Source organism: Citricoccus sp. SGAir0253, from assembly GCF_005877055.1.
Lineage (GTDB): Bacteria > Actinomycetota > Actinomycetes > Actinomycetales > Micrococcaceae > Citricoccus.
Genome location: NZ_CP039424.1, coordinates 1,043,727 through 1,068,745 on the forward strand (window position 1 = coordinate 1,043,727; position 25,019 = coordinate 1,068,745).

Consider the following 25,019-nt stretch of genomic DNA (forward strand, 5'->3'; position numbering starts at 1 on the left):
ATGGGTGCTCAAGACCGCCCTGAGACCCGCGTGGATCGCCGGACTGATCCTGGCCCTCGTGGTGTCCGCGGTCTTCGTGCTGCTCGGCAAGTGGCAGATGGACAACGCGGCCTCCGCGCCGCCGCCGCTGACCCAGACCGAGACGCCCGTGCCCCTCACCGAGCACTTCCGGCCCGGCCACGCCATGCTCGGCACGCAGGCCGACCAGGTCGTCACCCTCTCCGGGCGGTTCGTGCCCGGCACCGACGTGCTCGTGCATCCGCGCCTGCAGGGGCAGCGGGAGGGCTACTGGGCCGTGACCGCCCTCGCCGTGGACGGCGCCCCGGACGGGGAACTCATCCCCGTGGTGCGCGGCTGGACCGACGCCCCCGCCGCGACCGACCCCGCGCCCGAGGGCCCCGTGCGGCTGACCGGCCGCCTGCTGCCCAGCGAGGGCCCGCAGCCGCGGGGCCAGGAGCGGACCGAGCACGGCTACGTGCTGGCGAACCTCTCCTCCGCCGAGCTGGTCAACCTGTGGGACGCCCCGGCCTATGCCGGCTTCGTCGTGGCCTTCGACGTGGCGTCCGGCGGCGCGGACGGGCAGGCGGCCACGGACGGCCAGGCCGCGGGCGCGCCGGCCCCCGCGGGGGGCCGGGAGGTCGGGGCGAAGGCGCCCGGCGGCGAGCTGGAGCCCGTCTGGGTGGGACCGCAGCCGCAGGAGACCACCTACAACTGGATGAACATCTTCTACGCGATCGAGTGGGTCGTGTTCGCCGGGTTCGCGCTCTACCTGTGGTGGCGCTTCCTGCGCGACGACGTCAAGCGCGAGCGCGAGGAGCAGGAACTCGACCGCCGGTGGGAGGCCGACTGGCGGGCCCGTGAGCTGGAGCGCCGCCGGGCCGAGGCCCGGGAGGCCAAGCGCCGGGCCGTCGAGGAGTACGAGCGCTTCCACGGCCGGACCCCGGCCACCTCGTCCGCACGCCCGGACGCATCCCGTTCCGGGACGATCACCGCGTCCCGGCCCCCGTCACCCCAGGAGGACCAGTGACCACCCCCCAGCACGGCCCGGACACCGCCGGAGCGCACGCCGCAGGGCCCGCCCCCGAGGACGCCCACCGCGAGGACCGGCCCGCCGGCGATCCCGTCCCCGCCCGCGGGCCCCGGGGCGGCCTCGCGCAGGACCCCGGTGCCGGGGACCGCGGGCCGGTGGACCCGGCCACGCTGCCGGACCCCGAGGACATCACCGAGGCCGACCTGCCGGCCCCGCCGCCGCGGCCCGGGCGCCAGGCGCCGCGCCGCTTCGCGGGCACCCACCAGCAGATCCGTTCCGCCCTGGGCCTGTACAAGGTCTGCGCGTGGATCACCGGCATCATGCTGCTGCTGCTCGTGGGGGAGATGGTCTTCAAGTACGGCTTCGGCACCGAGCTCTACGCCGGCGGCACCCGGATCGACGGCAGCCCCAACACGCTGTCCTTCCAGCCGGAGGACTCCGTGACCGGCGGCGTCAACCTCTCCATCGCCGTCCTGATCGCCCACGGCTGGCTGTACGTGGTCTACCTCGTGTCCGCGTTCCGCCTGTGGTCCCTCATGCGCTGGCACGGCCTGCGCCTGCTGTTGATCGCCGGCGGTGGCGTGGTGCCGTTCCTGTCCTTCATCGTGGAGCGGCGGGTCCACGCCGAGACGGAGCGGGAGATGGCCGAGCACCCGGAGGCCCTGCGCCGGTACTGAGGCCCGGGCGGCCGCTCGACGGGGCGTCAGCGGCGCACGAGGCGCAGCACGCCGGCCAGCGAGACCAGCACCACCACGCCCAGCACGGCGGACAGGCCGGCGTAGCCCAGCCACCCCATGACGAGACCGGCCACCACGGAGCCCACGGCGGCCGCCAGGGACATCAGGGCATCGGAGAACCCCTGGGCCGGCACCCGCTCCTCCGGCCGCAGCGCCTCCACGAGCAGGGTGGACCCGGCCACCGTGGCCGCGGACCAGCCCAGGCCCAGCAGCACGAGCCCGGTCACGACCGCCGCGTGCTCGCCGGGGAGCAGGCCGGTGGACGCGGTGGCGGCCAGCAGGGTGAGCAGTCCGCCGGAGACGACCCGCCCGGGGCCGAAGCGGTCGGCCAGCACGCCCATCACGGGGGACAGCGCGTACATGCCCGCCACGTGCAGCGAGATGGTGAACCCGATCAGCACCACCGTGTCCGGGTGCCGGCCCAGCTCGGCGCTGGCCACGCCGGCCTCGTGCTGCAGGTGCAGGGGCGTCATCGACATGAGTCCCACCATGACGGCGTGCGCGGCCACCACGGACAGCAGGGCGGCGCGGGCCGAGGGGTGCCGGCGGATCGCGTGCCATCCGGCGCTCCAGCGACGACGGCCGGGCGCCGGGGCCGTCACCGTGCCCGTCACCGGGCCCGCCGGCGCCCGGGCCCCGGCCCCCGTCGCGCCCTCGAGCTCGCGGCGCAGCAGCAGGGGGTCGGGCCGCAGGCCGGCCAGGATGATGAGCCAGCCCACGAGCATCCCGGCCCCGGAGATCAGGAAGGGCCCCGCGTGGGCGGGCACCCCGAGGGCGGCGGCGAGGACGGCGCCGGGCCCGACCATGTTCGGGCCGAGGACCGCGCCCACGGTCACCGCCCACACCACGAGGGACAGGTCCCGGCCCCGGTGCCGGGGCTGGGCGAGGTCCGTCACGGCGAAGCGGGCCTGGAGGTTCACGGCAGCGCCGAAGCCCACGAGGAACGCCCCGAGCAGCAGCACGGGGAACCAGCGGGTCACCACGGCGGCGACCATGAGCGCCTGGCCCACGAGGCCGGCGCCCAGGCCCAGGCCCAGCGCCACCCGGCGGCCGCGTTCGAGGGCCAGCTGGGACAGGGGGATGGACACCAGGGCGGAGCCGAGCGTCAGCGCGGTGTTGACCAGCCCGGCGGTGGACTCCGCCCCGGACAGGTGCACGGCCAGGATCGAGCCCAGGGACAGGGTGGCGCCGTTGCCCAGGCCGGAGAAGACCTGGGCGGTGGCCAGGGTGCGCACGGCACGGCGCTGGGCCGCCCGGGCGCGCGGCAAGAGGGGGACGGTGTCGGCACCGGGAATCGCAGTCACCCGGCCACCATACCCGAGGGGGTATGCGGGGGACCGGGAGGGGCGTGCCCTGGACTATCCTTGACGGGTGACTTCCACCCAGGCTGACAATCCGCAGATCGCCGCCGACTTCCCGACCGTCCTCGTGGTCGACAACGGTGCCCAGTACGCCCAGCTGATCGCCCGCCGGGTCCGCGAGGCCAACGTGTACTCCGAGGTCGTCCCGCACACCCTGCCGGCCGAGGAGATCCTCGCCCGCCGGCCCGCCGCGCTGATCCTGTCCGGCGGCCCCTCCTCGGTGTACGCCGAGGGCGCCCCGGCCCTGGACCCGGCGCTGCTCGAGGCCGGCGTGCCCGTGCTGGGCCTGTGCTACGGCTTCCAGTCGATCGCCCAGGCGCTCGGCGGCACGGTGGCGCACACCCACACCCGCGAGTACGGCTCCACCCGCCTCGAGGCGGTCAGCTCCACCTCCGTGCTCTTCGACGGCCAGGACGTGGACCAGGTCGTGTGGATGTCCCACGCCGACGCCGTGTCCGAGGCCCCGGCCGGGTTCTCCGTCACCGCCCGCACCCCGGGCGCCCCGGTGGCGGCGTTCGAGAGCCCGGAGAAGGGCATCTACGGCGTGCAGTGGCACCCCGAGGTCGGCCACACCGAGCGCGGTCAGGAGGTCCTGGAGAACTTCCTGCGCAAGGGCGCCGGCCTGGAGCCGTCGTGGACCACCACCAACGTCATCGAGGAGCAGGTCGAGCTGATCCGCGAGCAGATCGGCGAGCACCGCGCGATCTGCGGGCTCTCCGGCGGCGTCGACTCCGCCGTGGCCGCGGCCCTGGTCCAGCGTGCCGTGGGCGACCAGCTCACCTGCGTCTACGTGAACCACGGGCTGATGCGCCAGGACGAGTCCGAGGAGATCGAGAAGGCCTTCGGCCGGTCCTCGGGCGGGGCCAAGCTCGTCATGGTGGACGCGGAGGACGTGTTCCTCGAGGCGCTGGCCGGCGTCACCGACCCGGAGACCAAGCGCAAGATCATCGGCGAGAAGTTCATCCGCACCTTCGAGAAGGCCCAGGCGGACATCGTCGAGGCCTCGCGGCACGACCCGGAGGCCAAGGACGTGAAGTTCCTCGTCCAGGGCACCCTCTACCCGGACGTCGTCGAGTCCGGCGGCGGGGAGGGCACCGCCAACATCAAGAGCCACCACAACGTGGGCGGGCTGCCGGAGGACATCGAGTTCGAGCTCGTCGAGCCGCTGCGCGCCCTGTTCAAGGACGAGGTCCGCGCCGTCGGCTCCGAGCTGGGCTTGCCGGACGAGATCGTCTGGCGCCAGCCGTTCCCGGGCCCCGGCCTGGGCATCCGCATCATCGGCGAGGTCACGAAGGAGCGGCTGGACCTGCTGCGCCGGGCCGACGCGATCGTGCGCGCCGAGCTGACCGCCGCCGGCCTGGACCGCCACATCTGGCAGTGCCCCGTGGTGCTGCTGGCGGACGTGCGCTCCGTGGGCGTGCAGGGCGACGGCCGCACCTACGGCCACCCGGTCGTGCTGCGCCCCGTCACCTCCGAGGATGCGATGACCGCGGACTGGGCGCAGCTGCCCTACGACCTGCTCTCGCGCATCTCCAACCGGATCACCAACGAGGTGGACGGCGTCAACCGGGTGGTGCTGGACGTGACCAGCAAGCCCCCGGGAACCATCGAGTGGGAGTGAGCCGTCGGGGGAGCGGTGACCGCACCGTTTCCCTCGACGGAATAGCCGGTGCCGTTCGGTACCGTGGAACCAAGCATAGGCGCACCCCGGCGGGCTGACGCCGGTCGTCGTCGTGGGCGACCGGGGCAGGGGCCGGCGGCAGGAAGGACAACTGTGACCGAGCAGGACCCCACGCAGAGCCCTGCCGTTCCGCGGCCGCACCGGGACCGTCCCGACGACGGCGGCGCCGGGACGGACGCCCGTCCCACCTTCCCGGCGTGGCTGGCCTCGCTGGGGTCCGGCACCGAGAACGACACCATGCTGCGGTTCGCCCCCTCGACGGCGAACAGCATCGACATCTCGCACTCGCACCCCTCCGGCCTGTCGCAGTTCCTCTCCGGCCGGCGCACGCGCCTGTCCACCCTGCTGCGGGACCCGGAGCAGTTCGCGGCCGCCCGCGGGGCCGCCCGCCAGCTGCGGGGCAAGATCCAGGAGATGGCCGAGGACCGGGGCATCGACGTCGGGTACCTCGCCACGGGCCTGGCCACCTGGCGCTCGATCGAGGACGGCCGCTCCACGCAGATGTCCGCCCCGGTGCTGCTGGCGCGGCTGAGCCTGACGCTGCGCAGCGAGCAGGACGACTACGAGCTGCAGATCTCCGAGCGCGCCCGGCTCAACCCCGCGCTCGCCCGCTACTTCCGGGACGCCTTCCGGATCACGCTGGACCCCGAGGACTACCTGCGGGCCGCCTACGCCACCGCCAAGCTCGAGCCGCTGCCGGCCATGGACCTGCTGCGCTCCCAGGGGCGCGAGGTGCGCGGCCTGGTGGTGGAGCACCGGCTGCTGGTCTCCACCTTCGCCGACCTCGCGGACACCGCCTCGGTGGACGTCGTGGACTCCACCCATCCCGTGGTCTCCGCCCTCTACGACGCCGGCTCCGGCATGGTCCCGCGCCGCGGCGAACTGCAGGACACCGGCCTGCCGCCGCTGGACGAGCGGGACCCGCAGGACGAGACGCTGATCCTCGACGCGGACCCGTCCCAGCAGCGGGCCCTCGACCACATCGGGGTGGGCCACGACCTCGTGGTGCTCACCCCGCCCGGCACCGGCCAGACCCAGACCGCGGCCAACGCCGTCGCCCAGCTCGCCGCGGACGGCAAGCGGGTGCTCGTGGTCGCCGAGCGCACCGCCACCCTGGACGACTTCCGCCGCCGCCTCGGCTCGGTGGACCTGGACTCCATGGTGCTGGACCTGCCCGCGGGCGCCACGCCGGACGCGGTGCGCCGCCAGCTCATCGCGGCACTGCTGCGGGTGGAGCGGGCCCAGGAGCCCGCCACCAGCCGGCTCAACGCCACGCTCGTGGAGCGCCGGCACCAGCTCAACGACCACCTGGGCAGCCTGCACAACACGCGCGAGCGCTGGGGGTGCTCCCCGTTCCAGGCCATGCAGTCGCTCGCGGCGCTGACCGCCCTGGACCCGGCCCCCTCCACCACGGTGCGGCTCAAGCGCTCCGTGCTGGACGCCACCGTCAACCGCGAGGAGACCGTCGCCAAGCTCATCCGCGCCGGGGAGCTCGGGGCGTTCTCCCGGTCCTCCACGGAGAGCCCTTGGTACGGCGCGCGGCTGCGCAACGTGCAGGAGACGGAGGAGGCCTACGGCCTGGCCGAGGACCTGGCCGCCGCGCTGCCCGTGCTGCGCGACCAGCTCGACCAGGCCACCGAGCAGGCCCAGCTGCGCACGGGGGACACGTTCTCCGAGTGGGTCCGCCAGATCCGCCTGCTGTCCGCGGTGCGCGCCTCGCTGGACCAGTTCACCCCGGACATCTTCGACCGCCCGGTGACGGACCTGATCTCCGCCACGGCCACCGGCCAGTGGCGCAAGCAGCACGGGGTGGAGATGTCCTCCATGACCCGCTCCCGGCTGCGCCGCGTGGCCAAGGAGTACATCCGTCCCGGCGTGCACGTCGCGGACCTGCACGAGGCCCTCGTCCACGTGCAGGCCCAGCGGGCGGAATGGGCGCAGTGGGCCCTGTCCAAGCGGCACCCCGCCGTCCCGACGGGGCTCGAGGCCCTGTCCGCCAAGGGCGCCGAGGTGGCCGGCGAGCTGGCCCGCCTCCAGGGCATGCTGGCCGAGCCGGGCGCGGAGGCGCAGCGGCTGGACCGGATGCCCGTGGACGAGCTCAGCGAGGTGCTGGACCGGCTCGTGGCGGATCAGGAGACGCTGAAGACCCTGCCCGAGCGCACGCTCGTGGGGGACCAGCTGCGCGAGCACGGCCTGCAGGAGCTGCTGGCCGACCTGCAGCAGCGTGAGGTCCCCACCGACCAGCTGCGCGCCGAGCTCGAGCTGGCCTGGTGGCAGTCCGCCCTGGAGGCGATGATCTCCGGGGACGACTACCTCGCCATGATGGACGCCGACTCGCTGCGCCGGATCGAGGCCGAGTACCGGCTGGCGGACACCGCCCACCTCGAGGGCGGGGCCCAGCGCCTGGGCTGGAGGATGTCCCAGCAGTGGAAGCGGGCGAACACCCAGCACCGGGCCTCCGCCCGCGTGCTGCGGTCCCTGCTCAAGGACGGCAGCCCCGGACCGGACTCCCTCGCAGGCCTGGAGCCGGAGCTGCTGCAGGCACTCGTCCCCGTCTGGACGACCTCGCCCCTGGCGCTGGCCGAGTTCCCGCCGGAGATGGGCTTCGACACCGTCATCCTGCTCGACGCCGAGTCGCTGGCGCTGAGCACGGCGCTCGGTGCCATCAGCCGGGGCCGCCAGGTGGTCGCGTTCGGCGACGGCACCTCGGGCTCGCCGAAGCCCTTCAATGTCTCCGTGGACCCGACGGCCTCCGCCGTCCTGCCGCGCGAGGTGGACTCCGCCTTCACCGCGCTGATGCGCGTGCTGCCCTGCGTCGAGCTCGACACCATGCACCGCGGCCTGGAGCGCCGGCTCACGCGACTGCTCAGCGAGCAGCTCTACGAGGGCCGCGTGGACATGCTGCCCGGGGCCGCCGAGCTGACCGGTTCCGACCACCCGGTGCGCGTGGAGTTCCTGCCCGGCGGCACCGGGATGCCCGGCGCCGGCGACGAGGGCGTGGAGTCCACCGTGGCGGAGGTGAACCGCGCCATGGACCTCGTCTTCGAGCACATCCGCCGGCGGCCGGAGGCCTCGCTGGCGGTCATCACCGCCAGCCCGCTGCACGCCCGGCGCGTGGCCGAGGCCATCCGGCTGAACCTGCCGAACAACCCCTGGGCCGCGCCGTTCTTCAACCGGGCCGAGGAGCCGTTCGTCGTGGCCCCCATGGCCCGCGCCCAGGGCGTGGTGCGGGACCACATCGTCTTCACGCTGGGCTACGGCCGCACGCCCCACGGGCGCGTGGTCCACCACTTCGGGCCGTTCTCCGAGGCCGGGGGCCGGGAGCTGTACGCCACGGCGATGACCCGCGCCCGGCGCCACCTGCACGTGCTCACCTGCGTGCACCCGGACGACCTGGACCCCGAGCGCCTGGGCAACGGCGCCGCCGACTTCTACGGGCTGCTCGCCACCTACCTCAAGGACTCCGGCCACACCGCCGCACCCCGGCCGCGGGACCCGCTCGTGGCCGACCTGGCCGACCGGCTGCAGCAGCGGCACGGCACCGTGGTCCCGGACTACGCCGGGAGCATCGACCTGGCCGTGTGGAACCCGCTGGGGCTGCCCTCCTGGGACGGGCAGGCCACCGCCGAGCAGGCCGCTCCCGTGGCCCTGGTCTCCGACGGCTCCGAGGCCTACCGGGCGATGTCCGTGCGCGAGCGCTCGCGCCAGCGGCCGCAGCAGCTCGAGCGCAGCGGCTGGCGCTACCACCCGTTGTGGACGATCGACGTCTTCGCCGACCCGGCCGGCTGCGCGCAGGCCGTGGCCTCGTTCCTGGGCCTGCCCGCGGCGGGCCACGGTCCCGGCGACGTCCTGGCCGAGGAGGGCCTCGCTTCCCGTGCCGGGGCGGCGACGGGTGGTGACTCCGGTACCGGTGCCGACGCCGCCGCGGACGCCCCTGGCGCGGCCGGGGCGGGGGAGGCGGCGGCCCCGGGCGGCGACGCGTCGCCGACCGGCCCGGACGCCTGGCACGACCGCCCGGCACAGCCCGGAGCCGAGCAGGCCGGCCCGGCACAGGCCGGCGACGAGCAGGCCGGCCCGGAGCGCGAGCCCTCCGACCTCGACCACCGGGACGGCGAGGAGGACCACCAGGACCCGTCCGGGACCCGTGAGCACGGCGCCGAGTCCGCTGCCGTCGCCGGTGGCATCTCGGGGGCCGGGTCGACGGCCGCGGACAGCCGGTCCTGAGCGTGGCCCCCTCCGCTCCGGCCGATCGGTCCGCGGCGCCGGGAGGGGATCCCTCCCCGCGTCGCCGCCGCCACCGCCGGGCCGATGCCGCCGGGACCGGCCCGGCCGCCGCGGACGGTCCGGAGCCGCACCTCGCCGATCCGGCCGCGCCCTCCCCCCGGAGGGCCGAGCGGGCCTCCCGGGACGGGGACGCCGCGCTGTCCGAGCGGGACCGGTGGTTGCTGGAGCAGCGACCGCCGCACTGGGGGTAGGCCGCCCGGAGGGGACCGTCACGGTGCCCCCGCCGAGCGGATCACGGTGACCTCGAGCGAGAGGACCGCCCCGGCGAGGGCGGGAGCGTCGGCGTCCGGGACCGCCAGGACCACGGCCTGGCCCGCGCCACCACCGCCCCGCAGGACCTCCAGGCCCTTCCCGAGCACGCTGCCGTCGAGGCCCACCACGTCGACCGCGTCCCCGGTCCCCACGAGGGCCAGGGCGGCCGGGTCGCCGACACGCACCGCCACCGGCCGGTGGCCCCGCGGGGGCGTGGGGATGTCCCCCGTCCGGTCCGGCCTCGCGGTGGCGGCGGCGGACCCCGATGTCGGCCCCGTGGGGTCGGCGTCCCCGAGCGCGCCGCCCGCGAGGGGCGCGGGGACGGCGTCCCCGGCGGTGCCGGGCCGCGGTGGTGCCCCCGGGGCCGACCCGTCGGGGGCGGCGACGACCGCGTCGGGCGAGCCGACAGCCCCGGCGGATTCGCGGGATTCCGCGCGGCCGGGATGGTTCGGGGCCGGGCGGGCGCCGGTGAGCACGGCGAGCACCACGGCCAGCAGGAGGGGCAGGGCGGCGAGGGCCACCCGAAGCGGCGTGCGCCGCGTGCGCCGGATGCGGCCGGCGGCGGGGCGCGGGAAGCCTGCATCCTCCCCGCCGTCGCCGGGCGCCAGGGTGAGCGCAGCGGGCGGCGCGGTCCGGAGCCGTCGCCGGACCACGGCCCGCTGCCGGCGCAGCCAGGACCGGTCGGGTCGGGACGCCGGGCGTCGTGGGGGTGCGCCGCGGGACGGGCCGCGGTGGGCCCGGGGCGGCGGGGCGGTCACGTCCGGTCCCGGGTGGCCGGCCGGCGGTGCGGCGGAGCGGACGGGAGAGACGGCGGGGGAGCGGGGCAGGCGCGGGGCGGGCATGCCCCGATCAGAGCACTTGAGGGGTCCACCTCGAGGCGGGCGAGGGGACGGGAGCGGACGACGCTCCAGGCCGCGTCAGCGGTGCAGGACCGCGCCCACGGCGGGAGGTGCGGGGGAGCGGCGGGCCGCGCCCGGGGGCGCGGCCGGCTCAGGCGGAGGCGGCGGCGGGCGTCTTGGCCGGCGCCGGGGCGGAGGAGCCTGCCGAGGCGTCGGACGAGGACGAGGACGAGCCACTGGTCGAGGACGATCCGGCGGAGGCCGCCGAGTCGCCCGAGGCGGACGCGGCGGCCGTGGAGGAACCGGCGGTGGAGCCCGAGCGGTCGGAGCGGGAGTCGTTGCGGTAGAACCCGGATCCCTTGAACACCACGCCCACGGAGTTGAACTTCTTGCGCAGGGTGCCCTCGCACTGGGGGCAGACGGTCAGGGAGTCGTCGCTGAACGACTGGACGATGTCGAACGCGTGACCGCAGTCCTTGCAGGCGTAGGCGTAGGTGGGCACGGGGTTACTCCTTCCGACCAGCCGTTGCCGGTCCGCGGGACGACGGGTCGCTCCGTCGGCCGGGTGGCTTGGCACTCTCACGTTTCGAGTGCTAAGGATACACCCCCGGCCGGGCGGCCGCCGTCGGGCACGTCACGCCCGGGCGGCCAGCGGGTCCACCCCGTCGCCGAACCAGGTGAGGCCGTCGGCGGTCACCGCGCCGTCCACCGGCTCGTCGAACTCCCCGGCGGGCAGGTATCCCCGGGTCATCAGCTCGTGCCGGAACACGCTCGCCACGGTGACGGGGCCGCCGTCGCCGGCCTCCCGCAGCCGGCGCACCCCGGCCAGGAACCGGTCGTAGTATCCGCCGCCCTGGCCCATCCGGATCCCCAGCAGGTCCACCACCTGGGCCGGCACCAGCACGAGGTCCACGGTCGCCATGGTCTCCACGCCCAGCCGCTCGCCGACGGGCTCGTCGATGGGCGCCACCGCGCTCCGCGCCAGTTCCACGCCGGGGTGCCAAGCGGTCCAGGACAACTGCCGCTCGGGCTCGGTGATCGGCACGAGCACCTCGATCCCGGCCCCGTGCAGGGCCTCGCGCAGGGGCCCGGTCTGCGGTTCGGTCCCGTAGGACATCACGACGGCGGCCCGCCGGTGGCGCGCCCGCGGGAGGTACCACTCCAGCACGTGGCGCGTGATGGCCTCGGACTGGGCCGTCCGCTCGGCCTCGCCGAGCTCGCGGCGCCGGGCCCGCCACAGCGTGCGGGTGTCCTGCTTGCGCCACGCCAGCGTCTCCTGGGGCGTGGAGCCGCGATGGCCGGTCAGGGACGCGGAGTACTCGGCGGTGGGCTGGTCCTGGGGCGTGGGGTCGTTGGGGGACACCCCACCATTGTGCCCCTAGGATCGCCTCATGGCTCCCGTCCCGACGCACTCCTGGCCCGTGACGCTGGAGCACGGCGACCTCGTGCTGCGGCCGTTCCGCCGCTCCGACCAGGAGGAGTGGATGGCGCTGCGGTCCCGGAACCGCGAGTGGCTGCGGCCGTGGGACGCCACCAACCCGGTGCCGGAGACCGGCCTCAAGAGCTTCCACGAGATGGTCCGGGTGCTCAACCGCTCGGGCCGGGACGGGACCGGGCTGCCGTGGCTCATCTGCGTGCGGGGCACCGCGGACGGGCGGGCGGCGATCGCCGGGCAGCTGAGCGTGTCCTCGATCGTGCGCGGCTCGGCCCAGTCGGCCGCGATCGGCTACTGGATCGACCAGGCCCGCGCGGGCCAGGGCCTCGTGCCCACCGCGGTGGCGCTGGCCGTGGACCACTGCTTCTCCGTGCTGGGACTGCACCGGATCGAGGTCAACATCCGCCCCGAGAACCGGCCCAGCCTCCGGGTGGTCGAGAAGCTGGGGTTCCGCCACGAGGGCCTGCGCCGTGCCTTCCTGCACATCGACGGCGACTGGCGTGACCACGAGTCCTTCGCGCTGACCGCCCCGGAGGTCCCCGGCGGGCTGCTCGCGCGGCTGGGCCGGGGGCGTCCGGCCGGCTGAGCGGGCGGCGGACGAGGCGGCGCACGACGCGGCGCACGAGGGAGTGGAGCGGCACGGAAAACCGCTGGTCGGAGCGACACAGCGTGGCGAATGACACTCGTGTGCTTCGGTGCCGGTACCGTTTGGGGCGTGGATACAGGCATCGCTATTCTGGAGGAGTCGCTCAGTCTCGTACTGGGCTACCTTCCGGATGTCCGCCTGCACGCCTCCCTGGTGCTCTGCGCGCTGGTGGCGGCGTGGCTGTTCGCCATCCACCGGAGGGCCAGCCAATCGCCCCCGCCCCGTCGCCACCGGAGGATTCCCATGACGCGCACCGCCCAGTCCACGCCCCGCGGCGTCCGGCCCCGGTCGATGCCCGCCTCCGGGTTCCGCGTCAAGTGGGACCGCACCCTCATCGCCCTCGTCGCCCTGCTGGCCGTGCTGGTCCTCGTCGTCACCGGGGTCGCCGCCCTCTTCGGCGCGGGCACGGGAGGGACCGCCCTCGTCGCGGCCCTCGTGGCCGCGGGCGGGGTCGCCTCCCTGCGCGCCCTCGCGCTGCGGGACCGCAAGGCGCGCCGCGACCAGCGGATCGAGCGGGCGTTCACCGAGGCCATGAACCCCGGCCTGCCGGTCGTCCACGACGCCGTGCCCAGCGGCTCCGGCTCGACCGCCGTCTTCGACGCCGCCTCCGGCCAGGCGCCCGCCCCGCACGCCCGGGACGAGCAGGGTGCCGCGGCCCCCGCCGCGGCCCCGGCCGTCCCCGCCGGCTCCGCGCCGACCCCCGCCCCGGGCGCCGACCTCGACGCCGCGGCCCTGCCCAGCGTGCCGCGGCCCACCTACCTGGACGCCGCGGAGGCCCACCGGCCGGTCCCGGAGCCGCTCGTGCGCCCCGAGGTCCCGGCCGCGCAGCCCGGCACGAAGCTCAAGTCCGGCGTGTCCGGTGAGTACCTGGCCAAGGTCCAGGCCACCGCGAACCGCTCCCTGGACCTGGACAAGGTCCTCCAGCGCCGACGGGCCGTCTGACGACAGGGGAACGGCCGATGCGCCACCGGGCGCAGGGGGAGGACGCGGAGGACCGGCAGGTCCGGTACCTCTCGTCCACCGCGGTGCGGGACACGCTGCAGCACGTCCTGGCCGGACAGGGGTTGCGGCTGCACCACGCCCGCCTGGTCGACCTCCAGCACCGGCCCGGCGCGGGGGCCACGGGGGTGTTCCAGGCGTGGGCGGTGCCCGATGACGCCCCCGACGACGGCGCCCCGGAGGAGGACTCCCCGGCGGAGGGCGACGCCGCGCAGGCCGGCCGCGAGGTCTTCGTCGCGCTGACCGCCGAGGCCGTCCCGGAGGACGCGGTGGTCGACGCCGGCCGCGCCGCCGAGACCGACTGGTCCGCCTGGATCCACCCCCACGACCCGCTCCTGGCCGGGCTCGCGCTGGCCTCCGACCCGGCCTCCGTCGCGGCGGTCTGGGGCGCGGGCCGGGTCCTCACCGACCTGCAGACCGTCAGCTACCGGCCGCTGCGCCGGGCCGTGCTGCGCGCCGAGTTCGCCCCGGCGGGCGAGGACGCCCCGCCCCCGGCGCGCTCGGCCGGCCACGGCCCCGGACAGGACGACGTCGTCCGCGGGGGCGCCCCGGGACAGGACCCCGCCGGGCCGCGCACGGTGTATCTCAAGGTGATGCGCGGCGGCCTGGCCGCGGGACTGCACCACCGCCACGTGCTGCTCGCCGCGGCGGGGGTGCCGGTGCCGCCGGTGCTCGGCCCGCCGGTCGCGGACGTGCTGGCCCTGGGCGAGGGCACCGGGACCGTGCTGGCCGGGGCCATCATGGCCGACGGCGCCCGGCACGTGGACCCGCGCGAGGTCACCGACCTGCTCGACCGGATGCCGGGGGAGATCCTCTCCCTGCCCCGGCGCGAGGCCTGGGCGGACCGGACGCCCTCCTACGGCCACGCCGCGGCCACCGCCCTGCCGGACCAGGCCCGCCGGATCCGCTCGCTCGTGGAGCACCTGCAGCGGCAGCTGGCCACCACGGACCGCGGTCCGGTGGTGCCCACGCACGGCGACCTCTACGAGGCCAACCTGCTCGTGCGGGACGGGCGGATCAGCTGCGTGCTCGACGTGGACGGTGCCGGCCCCGGCCACCGCGTGGACGACCTCGCCTGCTTCCTGGGCCACCTCGCGGTGCTGCCGGCCGTGGACGAGCGCTACGTCTTCACCCACCGGGCGCTGCGCCGGTTCCACTCCCACTTCGTGGGGACCGTGGACCCGGGGGCACTGGCCTGTCGCTCGGCCGCCGTCGCGCTGTCCCTCGTGGCCGGCGCCCGGGACTCGGGCCGCCCGGACTGGCAGGCCGCCGCCCGGCAGCGGCTGGACATCGCGGAGTCGCTGCTGCAGCTGCCTCAGTCGTCCTCGGGCTGGTAGGGGCGGTAGTCCTTCTCCGCCACGAGCCGGTAGCCCACGCCGCGCACGGTCGCGAAGCGGGTGACCCCGAGCTTGGTGCGCAGGTAGCGCACGTAGACGTCCACCACGTTGGAGCCGGGATCGAAGTCGTAGCCCCACACCCGGGACAGCAGCTGCTCCCGGCTGAGGGCCTGCCCCGGGTGGCGCAGGAACGCCTCGGCCAGGGAGAACTCGCGCGCCGAGAGGTCCACCTCGACGCCGTCGATCGTGGCCACGTGCCGCACGGGGTCCAGGGCGAGGTCGGCGTGGCGCAGCACCGGGTCCTCCACGGCCCGGGCGCCGCCGTTGTCGCCGCGCAGCCGCAGCCGGACGCGGGCCACGAGCTCGGCGAACCGGAAGGGCTTGGGCACGTAGTCGTCGGCTCCCGAGGTCAGTCCCGTGACCGTGTCCTCCCCGGAGGTCCGGGCGGTGAGGATGATGACCGGCAGCTGCCGGTCCTGCGCCCGGATCCGCTCGAGCACCTCGAAGCCGTCCAGGTCCGGCAGGCCCAGGTCGAGGATGACCAGGTCGAAGCCGCCCGTGAGGGCGAGGACCAGTCCCTCGCGGCCGGTGGCGGCGACCGTGGTGGTCAGCCCTTCCGCCTTCAGGCCCTTGGCCACGAAGGAACTGATCCGTGGTTCGTCCTCGATCATGAGGATCTGGCTCATGCCGCACCGTCCTTCGCGGGGGTCGTCGTCTCGTCCTGGGGGTCCGCTCCGTCCCGGGGCGGGACCGCGGTGGCATCCCCGGGCGGGGCGCCGCACGGCTCCCGGCCGGGGTCGAGGGGCAGGTCGAGGTGGAACGTGGACCCGGCCCCCGGGGCGGACCGCACGTCCACCGTGCCGCCGTGGGCGGCCGCGATGGCCGTGACGATGTTCAACCCGAGGCCCGAGCCCTCGGCGCGGGTGCTGTTGGAGCCGCGCCCGAACCGCTCGAAGATCACCTCGCGGTCCTCCGGCCGGATGCCGATGCCCTGGTCCCTGACCCACAGCCGCAGGACGCCGTCGAGCCGCTGGGAGCCGAGCCAGACCGTGGTGCCCTCCGCCGAGTACCGCACCGCGTTCGAGGCCAGTTGCAGCCACGCCTGGGTGATGCGGCGCTCGTCGAGGGACACGGTCACCTCGGCGGCCCCGTCCAGGGCCCAGTGGCGGTCCCCGAGGGAGGTCGCCTTGGCCAGGACGTCGCGGGTGAGGGCGCCGACGTCGACCGGCCGGCGGGTGATGAAGTCCGGCCGCCCGGACCGGGCCAGGGTGACGAGGTCGTCCACGAGCAGGCGCATGCGGTCCAGTTCGTCCAGGGCGACCTCCCGGACCTCGCGCACGTCCTGCGGGTCGTGCGGGTCCTGCAGCTCGAGGTGGCCCTGGATGATCGTGATGGGCGTGCGCAGCTCGTGGCCCACGTCGTCCAGCAGCCGGCGCTGGGAGGAGAAGGCCTCCTGCAGGCGGTCCAGCATCTCGTTGAAGGTGGTGGCCAGCTCGGCCACGTCGTCCTGGCCGGAGACCGGCACGCGGCCGTTGAGGTCCGTCCCGGAGATCTCCGCCGCGGTCGACTGCAGGGTGCGCAACGGGTCCAGCAGCCGGCCGACGAGGCCCCACCCGGCGAGCCCGACGACGCCCATCACCACGAGCCCCACCCCCGCGTAGGACACGAACGAGGCGTTGAGCTCGGCCAGCTCCGCGGAGTGGTCGAAGGCCAGCAGCATCATGGACGGGGCGGTGTCGTTGTCGAAGCGGATCGGCACCACGACCGCCCGGTAGGTGGTCCGGTCGGTCGTGACCGTCCCGAGCCGGACGCTGCCGGCGCCGGAGTGCGCGCGCGCCCAGTCCACGAGCCGCGCGTCGTCCTCCAGCCGCAGCTCGACGGCGTCCGAGGCCGTCCAGCTGATCCGCCCGTCCCGCAGGCCCAGCATCCCCTCGTGCTCGGCGGGCAGGGTGCGCTGCATGGCGGTGTAGACGAGCTGGTCCGCGGCGGAGAACGGCTCACCCGTCTCGGGGTCCACGCCCTCCTGCGCGAGGATGCGGAACTCCTGGACCGAGCGGGTCAGCGAGTCGTCGAGCTGGTGGTCCATCGCGCCGCGCTGCAGCAGGTAGGCCGTGGCCCCCGAGAGCAACAGCGCGAGGGCGGTGAGCAGGACGAAGAGGATCACCACGCGGGTGCGCACCGGCAGGGCCCGGCGGCCGCGGGGACGGCGGCCGGGCGGCCGCGTCCGCGGCGCGGCCCCGGGCTCAGTCGTCGTCATCCCCCGCATCGTCCCCCTCGTCGTCCCCGTCCTCGTCGTCCGCCTCGTCATCGTCCCATCCGTCGTCGTCCGTGGGCGCCTGCGGTGCGGGGGCCGGGACCGCGCGCGGCGTCGGGGAGGTCCGCGCCGCCGGGCCGGTGCTCCCGGCGGTCCCGTCGGCCCCGTCCGCGCCGGCGGTCGGGGACGTGGTCGCCGGGGCCGGACGGGAGGAGACCGGGGCGCGCGAGGAGAGGCCCCCGGACGCCGGGGTCTCCCTGTCCGGGGAGGGGGTCGGGGACCCGGTGGGGGAGCCGGTGGCGGCCGAGGCCTCGGGGTGCGGGGACTGGCCCGACGCCGGCGCGCCCCCTGCCGGGTCGTCCCCGCCGGCCGCGAGGGGCGCGTTGTGCGGGGACGGCGCGTCCGTCACGGCGATCAGCGGGCCGAGGTCGACCGTGCTCGGCCGGGCCGAGAGCGCGACGAGGCCCAGCGCGCCCAGCACGGCGACGGCCACCAGGGCCACGGCCGCCTTCAGTCCCCACCCGGTGCTCTTCATGGCGACCATCCTCGCGCGCGCTGATGAGGCGAAGATGAGAGGGCCGGGTCAGCCGGCGCCCGGCGCGCCCCCGGCCGCGGGGCCCTCGTCGGGGTCCGCACCGGGGCCCGTCCCCGGGGCGGGACCCTCGTCGGGGCCGGTCCCGGGCGTCGGGTGGGGGCCGCCGTCGGGCTCCGGGTCGGTGGCCGTGGCCGCGGCGTCGGCCTCGAACCGGGCGCGGGTGGCGCCCTCCTCGTCCCCGGCCAGGTCCAGCGACTGCGCGAGTCCCAGCCAGGCGGCCATCCGCAGGTACCGCGCGGTGCCCTCGTGCTCGGTGATCATCCGGAACAGGGCGGCCGCCTCCTCGGCCCGCTCCTGCTCCAGCAGCACGTAGGCGGCGAACAGCTCCGCGTTGGAGGCCGCCGTGGCGTCCTCGGAGGCGGTGAACAGGTCGGCCGCGGTCAGGGCGGAGGACACCGCCGCGGTGCCCTTGCGCAACGCCCACAGCCCGCGGGCTCGGGTGTCCGTGAAGTCCGCCTCGTACCAGCCGGCCTCCGAGTCCTGGGCCAGGGAGATCGCCTCGTCCAGCAGTTCCACCCCGCGCTCCTGGCCCAGCTCGCACAGCACGTGGCCCAGGGCGTGCAGTGCCTGGGGCAGCACCGCGGGGTCCTCGTCGCCGACGCCGCGCGCCAGGTCCACCGCGCGGCCGAAGTGCTCGGCGGCCTCCTGCGGCCTCTCCTGCCGGTTCAGCAGGGCGCCGGAAGCCAGGTGCATGCGCGCGGCCTCGGCCACGGAGCCGGCCTGCTCGAACAGCGCGCAGGCCCGCTCCCAGTGCTCCAGGGCCTCGCCGGGCCGGCCCTGGTGGCGCGCGGCGTGGCCGAGGTCCACGAGCGCCCGGGCCAGCCCGGGCAGCCGCCGGGCGGCCTCCTCGCGCCGGACGAGGCCGGCCAGCACGCGCTCGGCGAGGGCGTGCTCCTCGGCCTCCAGCAGCTGGTGCCCCAGCGCGAGCGTGAGGTCCGAGGCCTCGGGGACCTCGCCCTGCTCGGCCTGGGCCACCGCCACCTTCCAGGCGAGGATGGAGGACTGCTGGTCGCCGGCGTCGTGGGCCAGCCCCGCCAGCAGCGCGGCCGCGGAGGCCGCGCCCTTGCGCACGCCCGCGGCGGCGTGCAGTTCCACGGCGTGCAGGGCGTCCTCGGCGGCGGTGGCCGCGTCCCCGTGCTCGTGGGCCACGACCGCCTTGAGCATCCACATCGCCGCGCGCACGGCCCGGTTGGCCCGTCCGGCCAGCACCCGGTCGGCCACCGCGGCGGCGTCCTCGGGGTCGTGGGACATCAGGTGCACGTGGGCCAGGAACATGCGGGTGGAGGCCAGGGCCTCGGGGGCCACCGGGACGCCGGCGGACACCCGGGCATCCAGGATGTCCAGGCACTCCTCGAGCAGGTCCACCGCGGGGTGCAGCCGGCCGTCCTCCACGTAGCGCACCGCCAGCGCCACGAGCACGTCCGGCAGCACGGTGTCCACGGAGTGGGCCGAGCGCTCGCGCTCGCCCTCCAGGACGCCCTCCAGGACCGTGGCCTCGAAGGGCTCCGGCTCGCGCAGCAGCATGGCCCCCAGCTCGACCTCCAGCCGGGCCTGGTGCGGGTAGCCCGCCGTGGTGAGCAACCGCGCGCGCTCGGCGATGCGGGAGGCCGCGGTGGCGTGGTCGCCCGTCATCTCGGCCACCGACGCCAGGGCCCGCAGCAGGCCCAGCCGGTTGAGGACGTCGTGCCCGCCGGGGGCGTCCAGGCCGGCCCGGGCGGCGCGGCCGGCGCGGGCCAGGTCCTCGGCGTAGGCGGCCTCGTAGGAGGCGTCGATCCAGCCGCGCGCCGTCTCCGGGGCGTCGCGGCCCACGGTGAGCGAGCGGCGGGACAGCACGGCCCGCAGCCGCCGTTCCAGGTCCTCGGGGAGGCCCGGGACGACGGAGCCCTCGTCCGTCATGCTGGCCCTCCCTCCGGTCGGTGCGCGTGGACAGCGAACCCAGTATTCCAGAGGACCGGCGCGCGGGACCGGTCCCGCGAGCGGCTCCTCCTAGACTGGCCCCCATGGACTTCGACACCAGGGTGGGCGCGTACGGCGTGATCGTCCGGGACGACACCCTGCTGCTGAGCCTGTGGGACGGCCCCGTGGAGGCCCTCTGGACGCTGCCCGGGGGCGGAATGGAGCTCGGCGAGCAGCCCGAGCAGGCGTGCGTGCGCGAGATCGAGGAGGAGACCGGGTACCGGGCCCGGCTGCAGGGCCTCGTGGGCGTCACGAGCCGGACGATCGACGGCGCCCACCGCGCCACCCACCCGGGCCGGCCCCTGCTGGCCGTCCAGGTGATCTACCGCGCCGAGGTGGTCTCCGGCGTGCTGCGCCCGGAGGTGGGCGGGTCCTCCATCGATGCCGCCTGGATCCCGCTGGACGAGCTGCACCGCCACCGCACCTCCCAGAACGTGCACCGTGCCCTCGAGCTCGCCGGGGTGGGCCGGTGAGGGCCCTCGCCGCCGCCCTGGCCGCCGCCGCCCTGGCCGTCACCGCGCTTGCCGGCTGCACCCCGGCCGCGGAGCCGCCCGCCACCGGGGGCGGCCCCGCGGGGCCGGACGCCTCCGCGAACGCCGCCCCGGTGACCGTCGTCGCCGGCACCCGGCCGGTCGAGCGGCTGCTGGCCCACGTCGTCGTGCGGCAGCTGGCCCGGAGCGGGGTCGCGGCCGTCGTGGGCGAGCCCTCGGCGCAGCCGTGGGAGGCCGCGGGGGACCGGCGGGTGGCCGTCGTCGACTCCCTGGCCATGGCCGCCGAGGTGGCCCCGGCGAACCTCGCCGGCCCGGTCCCGACACCGTCCCCGTCCGCGGCGGCGTCCGGGTCCGCCACCGCCTCGCCCAGCCCTGTGGGCGGTCCGTCCCCCTCGGGGACCGCCTCGCCCTCGGACCCGGCCCCGGCCTCCCCGACGGGCCACCCGACCTCGACGGGCAGTCCCACCCCGCTGCCCGAGGGCGTGCCGGCCCCGGACGCCGTGGGCACCACGGCGGTCGTGTCCGGCCACCTGCCGGCCGGCACGGAGGTCCTCGGCCAGTCCGAGGGCACCCTGCGGCTGCAGGCCGTGACCACCTCGGCCACCGCGGGACTGTACGGGCTGCAGGACGTGCGCGACCTCAACGGGTTGTGCGACCGCATGGACGTCACGCCCCGGGACGCCGGGGCGGTCGAGGCCCGGCGCCTCGAGGTGCTCGCCGGGTGCGAACCGGCCCGCTGGGTGGACCCGGGCCGGGACGGGCCGGCGGGGGACCTCGTGCGGGGGCGCGCCGACGTCGCGCTGCTGTACGGCACGGACCCGGCGATCGCCGACGACGCCCTCGTGCCGCTGGCCGATCCGCAGCGGATCCTGCCGGAGGGCCGGATCCTGTTCGCGGGCTCGGCGCCGTCCCTGCCCGGGGAGGCCCGGTCGGCGCTCGAGCAGCTCGCGGGCAGCCTGTCCGGGGAGCAGGTGGCGGAGCTGCAGCGGCTCACCGCCGGCCCGGACGTGCTGCCCGCGGACGAGGCCGCGCAGTACTGGCTGGTGTCCGCGGGCCTGGAGCCGGCCCCGGACGGCTGGTTCTGAGCCGGCCCTGATCCGGCCGGGCGGATCTCCACCGCGGGGTGGGCCGGCAGTGGGATGATGAGAGGCATGGCGAAGACACGGACCGGTCAGATCAAGCAGTCCTCCAAGCTCCACAACGTCCGCTACGACGTGCGCGGGCCCATCCTGGAGGAGGCGCAGCGCATGGAGGCGGCCGGCCATCGGATCATGAAGCTGAACATCGGCAACCCCGCCCCGTTCGGCTTCGAGGCCCCGGACGCCATCCTCAAGGACATGGTCTCGCACCTGCCGCACGCCCAGGGCTACTCGGACTCCCAGGGCATCTACTCGGCCCGCACGGCCGTGAGCCAGTACTACCAGTCCCGCGGGATCATGGGCATCGAGGTGGAGGACGTCTTCATCGGCAACGGGGTCTCCGAGATGATCTCCATGGTCCTGCAGGCCCTCGTGGACGACGGCGACGAGGTCCTCATCCCGGCCCCGGACTACCCGCTGTGGACCGGGGCGACCACCCTGTCCGGCGGCCGCGCCGTGCACTACCGCTGCGTCGAGGAGGAGGGCTGGGAGCCCGACCTCGAGGACATCGAGGCCAAGATCACCGACCGGACCAAGGCGATCGTGATCATCAACCCCAACAACCCGACCGGGGCGGTGTACTCCCGGCAGGTCCTGAACGGGATCGTGGACATCGCCCGGCGGCACAACCTCGTGCTGATGAGCGACGAGATCTACGAGAAGATCGTCTACGACGGCGCGCGCCACCTCAACGCGGCCGGGCTCTCCGACGACGTGCTCACCCTGACGTTCTCCGGGCTCTCCAAGGCCTACCGCGTGGCCGGCTACCGCTCCGGCTGGGTGGCCATCTCCGGGCCCAAGCACCGGGCCACGGACTTCATCGAGGGCCTGACCCTGCTCTCGAACATGCGCATGTGCGCCAACGTGCCCGGCCAGCATGCCATCCAGACCGCCCTGGGCGGCTACCAGTCCATCAACGACCTGATCCTGCCGCACGGGCGGCTGCTGGAGCAGCGCAACACCGCCCAGCGGCTGCTCGCCGAGATCCCGGGGGTCAGCCTGCAGCCGGCCCACGGGGCCCTGTACCTGTTCCCGCGGCTGGACCCGGAGGTCTACCCGATCGAGGACGACGAGAAGTTCGTCATCGCGCTGCTGCGCTCGCAGAAGATCCTCGTCTCCCACGGCCGCGCGTTCAACTGGCCGGACACCGACCACTTCCGGCTGGTCACGCTGCCGAGCGTGCGCGACCTGGAGGTGGCGATCGGGCGCATCGCCGACTTCCTGGAGGAGTACCGTGAACGCTAAGAAGCACGTGATGGACTTCGCCGGGAACCCGCGGGAGCTGTTGCGGGCCCGGACCCACGACGGGGTCCAGCGCGGACCGGCGGACGTGGACCCGGAGTCCAAGCCGGGCTACCTCGGCGCCAAGGCCCAGGGCGAGCAGACCCTGGCCATCCGCTCCCGGCGGCTGTCCCAGCTGCAGGAGCTGCTCTACGCCAACGGCATGTCCGGCAACGGCGACGGCCGCTCCGTGCTGCTCGTCATCCAGGGCATGGACACCTCCGGCAAGGGCGGGATCATGCGCAACGTGGTGGGGGCCATGGACCCGCAGGGCGTGCGCGCCGCGGCGTTCAAGGCCCCCACGGACCAGGAGCGCAAGCACCACTTCCTGTGGCGCGTGCGCAAGCACCTGCCGCCGCGGGGGTTCGTCAGCGTCTTCGACCGCTCGCACTACGAGGACGTGTTGATCCACCGCGTCCGCGAGCTGACCGCGCTGCCGGAGATCGCCCAGCGCTACGGGGAGATCCGGGCCTTCGAGCAGGAGCTCGCGGACCAGGGGACCGTGATCGTCAAGGTCATGCTCCACGTCTCGAGGGACGAGCAGCAGGACCGCCTCGCCGAGCGCCTGGACCGTCCCGACAAGTTCTGGAAGTACCATCCCGGCGACGTGGACGAGCGCGCGTTCTGGGACGAGTACATGGAGGCCTACCGGATCGCGATCGCCGAGACGGACGCCGACCACGCCCCGTGGTTCATCGTCCCGGCCAACCACAAGTGGTACTCGAGGATCGCGGTGCAGGAGCTGCTCATCGGTGCCCTCGAGTCGCTGGACCTGCAGTGGCCCGCGGCGGACTTCGACGTCACCGAGGAGAAGCGCCGGCTGGCCGAGAGCTGATCCGGCGGAGGCGGGTCGCCGCGAGGGCAGCCGGGGGAGCCGGCGGGGGCCTCAGCCCGTGAACAGGGCCGAGGCGCGGATGGCGGTCTGGACCAGTCCGTAGGCGAGGGCCGCCGACACGATGACGGCGAGGGCGAGGGCCAGGGCGCGGTGGCCCCCGCCGGACCGTGCGGTGCCGGACTCGTCGACGGACGTCCCGCGGCGGGTGGGGTCTGCTGCGTTGCTCACTTGGCGTGCTCCTTCTGCCGCATCTTCTCCGGCGAGACGTGGTGGCGGTGGTGGACCGGACGGACCAGCAGGTTGGCGATGAAGCCGATGGCCAGCAGCCCGACCATGATGTACAGGGACATGTTGTAGAGGTCGCCGCCGGTCAGCCCGGAGTCCTCCTGGGCCTCCAGGACGCTGTTGACGATCAGCGGGCCGGCGATGCCCGCCGCCGACCAGGCGGTGAGCAACCGGCCGTGGATCGCCCCGACCTGGTAGACGCCGAACATGTCCTTGAGGTAGGCGGGGATGGTGGAGAAGCCGCCGCCGTAGAAGGACAGGATGATCATGGTCGCCAGGACGAAGACCACCATGTTGGCGCTGCCCATCAGGGCGATCACCAGGTACATGGCCAGGCCGACGCCGAGGTAGACCATGTAGATGTTCTTGCGGCCGATGTAGTCCGAGGTGGTGGACCAGATGAAGCGGCCGCCCATGTTGGCCAGGGAGAGCACCCCGACGAAGCCGGCCGCCGCCGCGGGGGTGATCCAGTCGTAGTAGTCCTGGATCATCGGGGCGGCGTTCTCGAGGATGCCGATGCCGGCCGTGACGTTGCAGAACAGCACGATCCACAGCATCCAGAACTGCCAGGTCTTGATGGCGGTGTCCGCCGAGACGTTGCCCTTGGTCTGGAGGGGCTTGTGCTGGACGGTGGCCGGGTCCCAGCCGGTGGGACGCCACTCCGGATGCGGGACGCGGATCACGATGGCGCCGAGGGAGATGACGATCGCGTAGATGATGCCGAGCGTCAGGAACGTCTGCACGAGCCCGCCCTGGAGCTGCTCGGGCTGGTTGCCGCCGCCGTAGAAGGACATCAGGGCGTTCGAGAGCGGGCTCGCGATGAGGGCGCCGCCGCCGAAGCCCATGATGGCCAGGCCGGTGGCCAGGCCGGGGCGGTCCGGGAACCACTTCATCAGGGTGGAGACGGGGGAGATGTAGCCGATGCCCAGGCCGATGCCGCCGACCCCGCCGTAGCCGAGGTAGACGAGCCACAGCTGGCCCGTGGCGATCCCGACCGTGGCGATGAGGAACCCGGCCACCCAGAAGGAGCCGGCCACCACCATCGACTTGCGCGGTCCGGAGCGCTCCACCCAGGTCCCGCCGAAGGCCGCCGAGAGCCCGAGCATGGCGATGGCCACCGAGAAGATCCAGCCGACCGCCACCTCGCCCACGCCGAAGTGCCCCATCATCGGGTTCTTGAAGACGCTGAACGCGTACACCTGGCCGATGCACAAGTGGATGGCCAGTGCCGCGGCGGGGATGAGCCACCGGTTGAACGTGCGAGGCGCGACGATCGCCTCCCGGTCGAGAATGCTGGCCATGATGGGGATCCCCTCGGTCGGCTGCCCGGACGGCCGCGTGGGTGCGTGCGCGGCCGGCTGCCACGTCAGGTGCGGTGGGCACCCCCCGACGGCAGGCTGTCCCCGAGGGTATCCGTGGCCCCGGTCACGGTCAATCCGCCCCCCGGATACCGGCGTGGCACCGGCGTGGCCCCTCCGGGACGTTGCCGGGACACCCAGGGGATGCCACCGGGACGTCCGCGGGCCCGGACCGTTCCCCGGTACGCGAACATCCTTGCCCTGCCCCCCCCGGGGGTCGGGCC

21 protein-coding genes are annotated in these 25,019 nt (G+C 75.1%); 11 read left to right on the forward strand and 10 right to left on the reverse strand.

Going from position 1 to position 25,019, the window contains the following annotated elements; all coding sequences use genetic code 11:
• Positions 1 to 4 precede the first annotated feature (4 nt).
• Both E7744_RS04795 and E7744_RS04800 read left to right on the forward strand, forming a co-directional pair.
• Positions 5 to 1,027 (forward strand): SURF1 family protein, encoded by a 1,023-nt coding sequence (locus E7744_RS04795; RefSeq protein WP_137773147.1) that lies wholly within the window; start codon positions 5 to 7, stop codon positions 1,025 to 1,027.
• 173 nt (positions 1,028 to 1,200) lie between these two features.
• Positions 1,201 to 1,707 (forward strand): DUF3817 domain-containing protein, encoded by a 507-nt coding sequence (locus E7744_RS04800; RefSeq protein ID WP_371415391.1) that lies wholly within the window; start codon positions 1,201 to 1,203, stop codon positions 1,705 to 1,707.
• A gap of 26 nt (positions 1,708 to 1,733) precedes the next feature.
• Here E7744_RS04800 and E7744_RS04805 read toward each other — a convergent pair whose 3' ends face one another.
• The gene (locus E7744_RS04805; protein ID WP_246858547.1) at positions 1,734 to 3,071 is read right to left on the reverse strand and encodes an MFS transporter; all 1,338 of its coding nucleotides are present in this window, start codon (positions 3,069 to 3,071) and stop codon (positions 1,734 to 1,736) included.
• A gap of 67 nt (positions 3,072 to 3,138) precedes the next feature.
• Between E7744_RS04805 and guaA the strand changes: the two genes are divergently transcribed.
• Positions 3,139 to 4,749 carry a glutamine-hydrolyzing GMP synthase gene (gene guaA / locus E7744_RS04810; protein ID WP_168199760.1) on the forward strand — a complete coding sequence of 537 codons (1,611 nt, stop codon included), beginning with the start codon at positions 3,139 to 3,141 and terminating at the stop codon, positions 4,747 to 4,749.
• Between the two features lie 153 nt (positions 4,750 to 4,902).
• A complete protein-coding gene (locus tag E7744_RS04815; protein WP_246858548.1) occupies positions 4,903 to 9,033 on the forward strand; it encodes a DUF4011 domain-containing protein in 4,131 nt (1,376 codons plus the stop codon).
• Positions 9,034 to 9,302: 269 nt separating this feature from the next.
• On the opposite strand, the gene E7744_RS04825 is transcribed toward E7744_RS04815, so the two are convergent.
• From E7744_RS04825 to E7744_RS04835, 3 genes are all read right to left on the reverse strand, one after another.
• Complete coding sequence (locus E7744_RS04825; protein WP_137773149.1) at positions 9,303 to 9,866, reverse strand: hypothetical protein; 564 nt, start codon at positions 9,864 to 9,866, stop codon at positions 9,303 to 9,305.
• A 469-nt stretch (positions 9,867 to 10,335) separates the two neighbouring features.
• Positions 10,336 to 10,686: an FmdB family zinc ribbon protein gene (locus tag E7744_RS04830; RefSeq protein WP_137773150.1), complete on the reverse strand. Its 351-nt coding sequence runs from the start codon at positions 10,684 to 10,686 to the stop codon at positions 10,336 to 10,338.
• Between the two features lie 132 nt (positions 10,687 to 10,818).
• Positions 10,819 to 11,547 carry a 5-formyltetrahydrofolate cyclo-ligase gene (locus E7744_RS04835; protein WP_137773151.1) on the reverse strand — a complete coding sequence of 243 codons (729 nt, stop codon included), beginning with the start codon at positions 11,545 to 11,547 and terminating at the stop codon, positions 10,819 to 10,821.
• A 28-nt stretch (positions 11,548 to 11,575) separates the two neighbouring features.
• Between E7744_RS04835 and E7744_RS04840 the strand changes: the two genes are divergently transcribed.
• The 3 genes from E7744_RS04840 to E7744_RS16470 all read left to right on the forward strand — a co-directional run bounded on the left by E7744_RS04840 (position 11,576) and on the right by E7744_RS16470 (position 14,601).
• The gene (locus E7744_RS04840) at positions 11,576 to 12,205 is read left to right on the forward strand and encodes a GNAT family N-acetyltransferase (protein ID WP_137773152.1); all 630 of its coding nucleotides are present in this window, start codon (positions 11,576 to 11,578) and stop codon (positions 12,203 to 12,205) included.
• A gap of 303 nt (positions 12,206 to 12,508) precedes the next feature.
• The gene (locus tag E7744_RS04845) at positions 12,509 to 13,207 is read left to right on the forward strand and encodes a hypothetical protein (protein WP_137773153.1); all 699 of its coding nucleotides are present in this window, start codon (positions 12,509 to 12,511) and stop codon (positions 13,205 to 13,207) included.
• A gap of 17 nt (positions 13,208 to 13,224) precedes the next feature.
• Positions 13,225 to 14,601 carry a phosphotransferase family protein gene (locus E7744_RS16470; RefSeq protein WP_137773154.1) on the forward strand — a complete coding sequence of 459 codons (1,377 nt, stop codon included), beginning with the start codon at positions 13,225 to 13,227 and terminating at the stop codon, positions 14,599 to 14,601.
• Here E7744_RS16470 and E7744_RS04855 read toward each other — a convergent pair.
• Genes E7744_RS04855 through E7744_RS15770 form a run of 4 tightly spaced genes read right to left on the reverse strand, consistent with a single transcriptional unit; the run spans position 14,580 to position 19,346 of the window.
• Positions 14,580 to 15,287: a response regulator transcription factor gene (locus E7744_RS04855; protein ID WP_137773155.1), complete on the reverse strand. Its 708-nt coding sequence runs from the start codon at positions 15,285 to 15,287 to the stop codon at positions 14,580 to 14,582. The two genes, E7744_RS16470 and E7744_RS04855, sit on opposite strands and share 22 nt — an antisense overlap.
• Positions 15,284 to 16,858, reverse strand: a complete 1,575-nt coding sequence (locus tag E7744_RS04860; protein ID WP_246858549.1) for a cell wall metabolism sensor histidine kinase WalK — start codon at positions 16,856 to 16,858, stop codon at positions 15,284 to 15,286. Before E7744_RS04860 ends, E7744_RS04855 begins: the two co-directional genes overlap by 4 nt.
• Positions 16,845 to 17,390, reverse strand: a complete 546-nt coding sequence (locus E7744_RS04865; RefSeq protein WP_137773157.1) for a hypothetical protein — start codon at positions 17,388 to 17,390, stop codon at positions 16,845 to 16,847. Before E7744_RS04865 ends, E7744_RS04860 begins: the two co-directional genes overlap by 14 nt.
• Before the next feature lie 48 nt (positions 17,391 to 17,438).
• Complete coding sequence (locus E7744_RS15770) at positions 17,439 to 19,346, reverse strand: tetratricopeptide repeat protein (protein WP_168199761.1); 1,908 nt, start codon at positions 19,344 to 19,346, stop codon at positions 17,439 to 17,441.
• A 104-nt stretch (positions 19,347 to 19,450) separates the two neighbouring features.
• Between E7744_RS15770 and E7744_RS04875 the strand changes: the two genes are divergently transcribed.
• The 4 genes from E7744_RS04875 (at position 19,451) to E7744_RS04890 (ending at position 23,152) form a co-directional block, all read left to right on the forward strand.
• A complete protein-coding gene (locus tag E7744_RS04875; RefSeq protein ID WP_137773158.1) occupies positions 19,451 to 19,879 on the forward strand; it encodes an NUDIX hydrolase in 429 nt (142 codons plus the stop codon).
• Complete coding sequence (locus tag E7744_RS04880; RefSeq protein WP_137773159.1) at positions 19,876 to 20,982, forward strand: hypothetical protein; 1,107 nt, start codon at positions 19,876 to 19,878, stop codon at positions 20,980 to 20,982. The genes E7744_RS04875 and E7744_RS04880 overlap by 4 nt, the downstream gene beginning before the upstream one ends.
• Positions 20,983 to 21,048: 66 nt before the next feature.
• Positions 21,049 to 22,281: a pyridoxal phosphate-dependent aminotransferase gene (locus E7744_RS04885; protein ID WP_137773160.1), complete on the forward strand. Its 1,233-nt coding sequence runs from the start codon at positions 21,049 to 21,051 to the stop codon at positions 22,279 to 22,281.
• Positions 22,282 to 22,291: 10 nt separating this feature from the next.
• Positions 22,292 to 23,152, forward strand: coding sequence for a PPK2 family polyphosphate kinase (locus E7744_RS04890; RefSeq protein WP_137774849.1), 861 nt, complete (start codon positions 22,292 to 22,294; stop codon positions 23,150 to 23,152).
• A 51-nt stretch (positions 23,153 to 23,203) separates the two neighbouring features.
• Here the strand turns inward: E7744_RS04890 and E7744_RS15775 are convergent, their stop codons facing one another.
• Both E7744_RS15775 and E7744_RS04895 read right to left on the reverse strand, forming a co-directional pair.
• Positions 23,204 to 23,380, reverse strand: coding sequence for a hypothetical protein (locus tag E7744_RS15775; protein ID WP_168199762.1), 177 nt, complete (start codon positions 23,378 to 23,380; stop codon positions 23,204 to 23,206).
• A complete protein-coding gene (locus E7744_RS04895) occupies positions 23,377 to 24,738 on the reverse strand; it encodes an OFA family MFS transporter (RefSeq protein ID WP_137773161.1) in 1,362 nt (453 codons plus the stop codon). The genes E7744_RS15775 and E7744_RS04895 overlap by 4 nt, the downstream gene beginning before the upstream one ends.
• Positions 24,739 to 25,019: the final 281 nt, after the last annotated feature.

Coding starts and splice junctions, on each gene's coding strand:
- E7744_RS04840 (WP_137773152.1), top strand. CDS start 11,576: ATGGCTCCCGTCCCGACGCACTCCTGGCCCGTGACGCTGGAGCACGGC.
- E7744_RS04845 (WP_137773153.1), top strand. CDS start 12,509: ATGACGCGCACCGCCCAGTCCACGCCCCGCGGCGTCCGGCCCCGGTCG.
- E7744_RS16470 (WP_137773154.1), top strand. CDS start 13,225: ATGCGCCACCGGGCGCAGGGGGAGGACGCGGAGGACCGGCAGGTCCGG.
- E7744_RS04855 (WP_137773155.1), bottom strand. CDS start 15,287: ATGAGCCAGATCCTCATGATCGAGGACGAACCACGGATCAGTTCCTTC.
- E7744_RS04860 (WP_246858549.1), bottom strand. CDS start 16,858: ATGACGACGACTGAGCCCGGGGCCGCGCCGCGGACGCGGCCGCCCGGC.
- E7744_RS04865 (WP_137773157.1), bottom strand. CDS start 17,390: ATGAAGAGCACCGGGTGGGGACTGAAGGCGGCCGTGGCCCTGGTGGCC.
- E7744_RS15770 (WP_168199761.1), bottom strand. CDS start 19,346: ATGACGGACGAGGGCTCCGTCGTCCCGGGCCTCCCCGAGGACCTGGAA.
- E7744_RS04875 (WP_137773158.1), top strand. CDS start 19,451: ATGGACTTCGACACCAGGGTGGGCGCGTACGGCGTGATCGTCCGGGAC.
- E7744_RS04885 (WP_137773160.1), top strand. CDS start 21,049: ATGGCGAAGACACGGACCGGTCAGATCAAGCAGTCCTCCAAGCTCCAC.
- E7744_RS04890 (WP_137774849.1), top strand. CDS start 22,292: ATGGACTTCGCCGGGAACCCGCGGGAGCTGTTGCGGGCCCGGACCCAC.
- E7744_RS04895 (WP_137773161.1), bottom strand. CDS start 24,738: ATGGCCAGCATTCTCGACCGGGAGGCGATCGTCGCGCCTCGCACGTTC.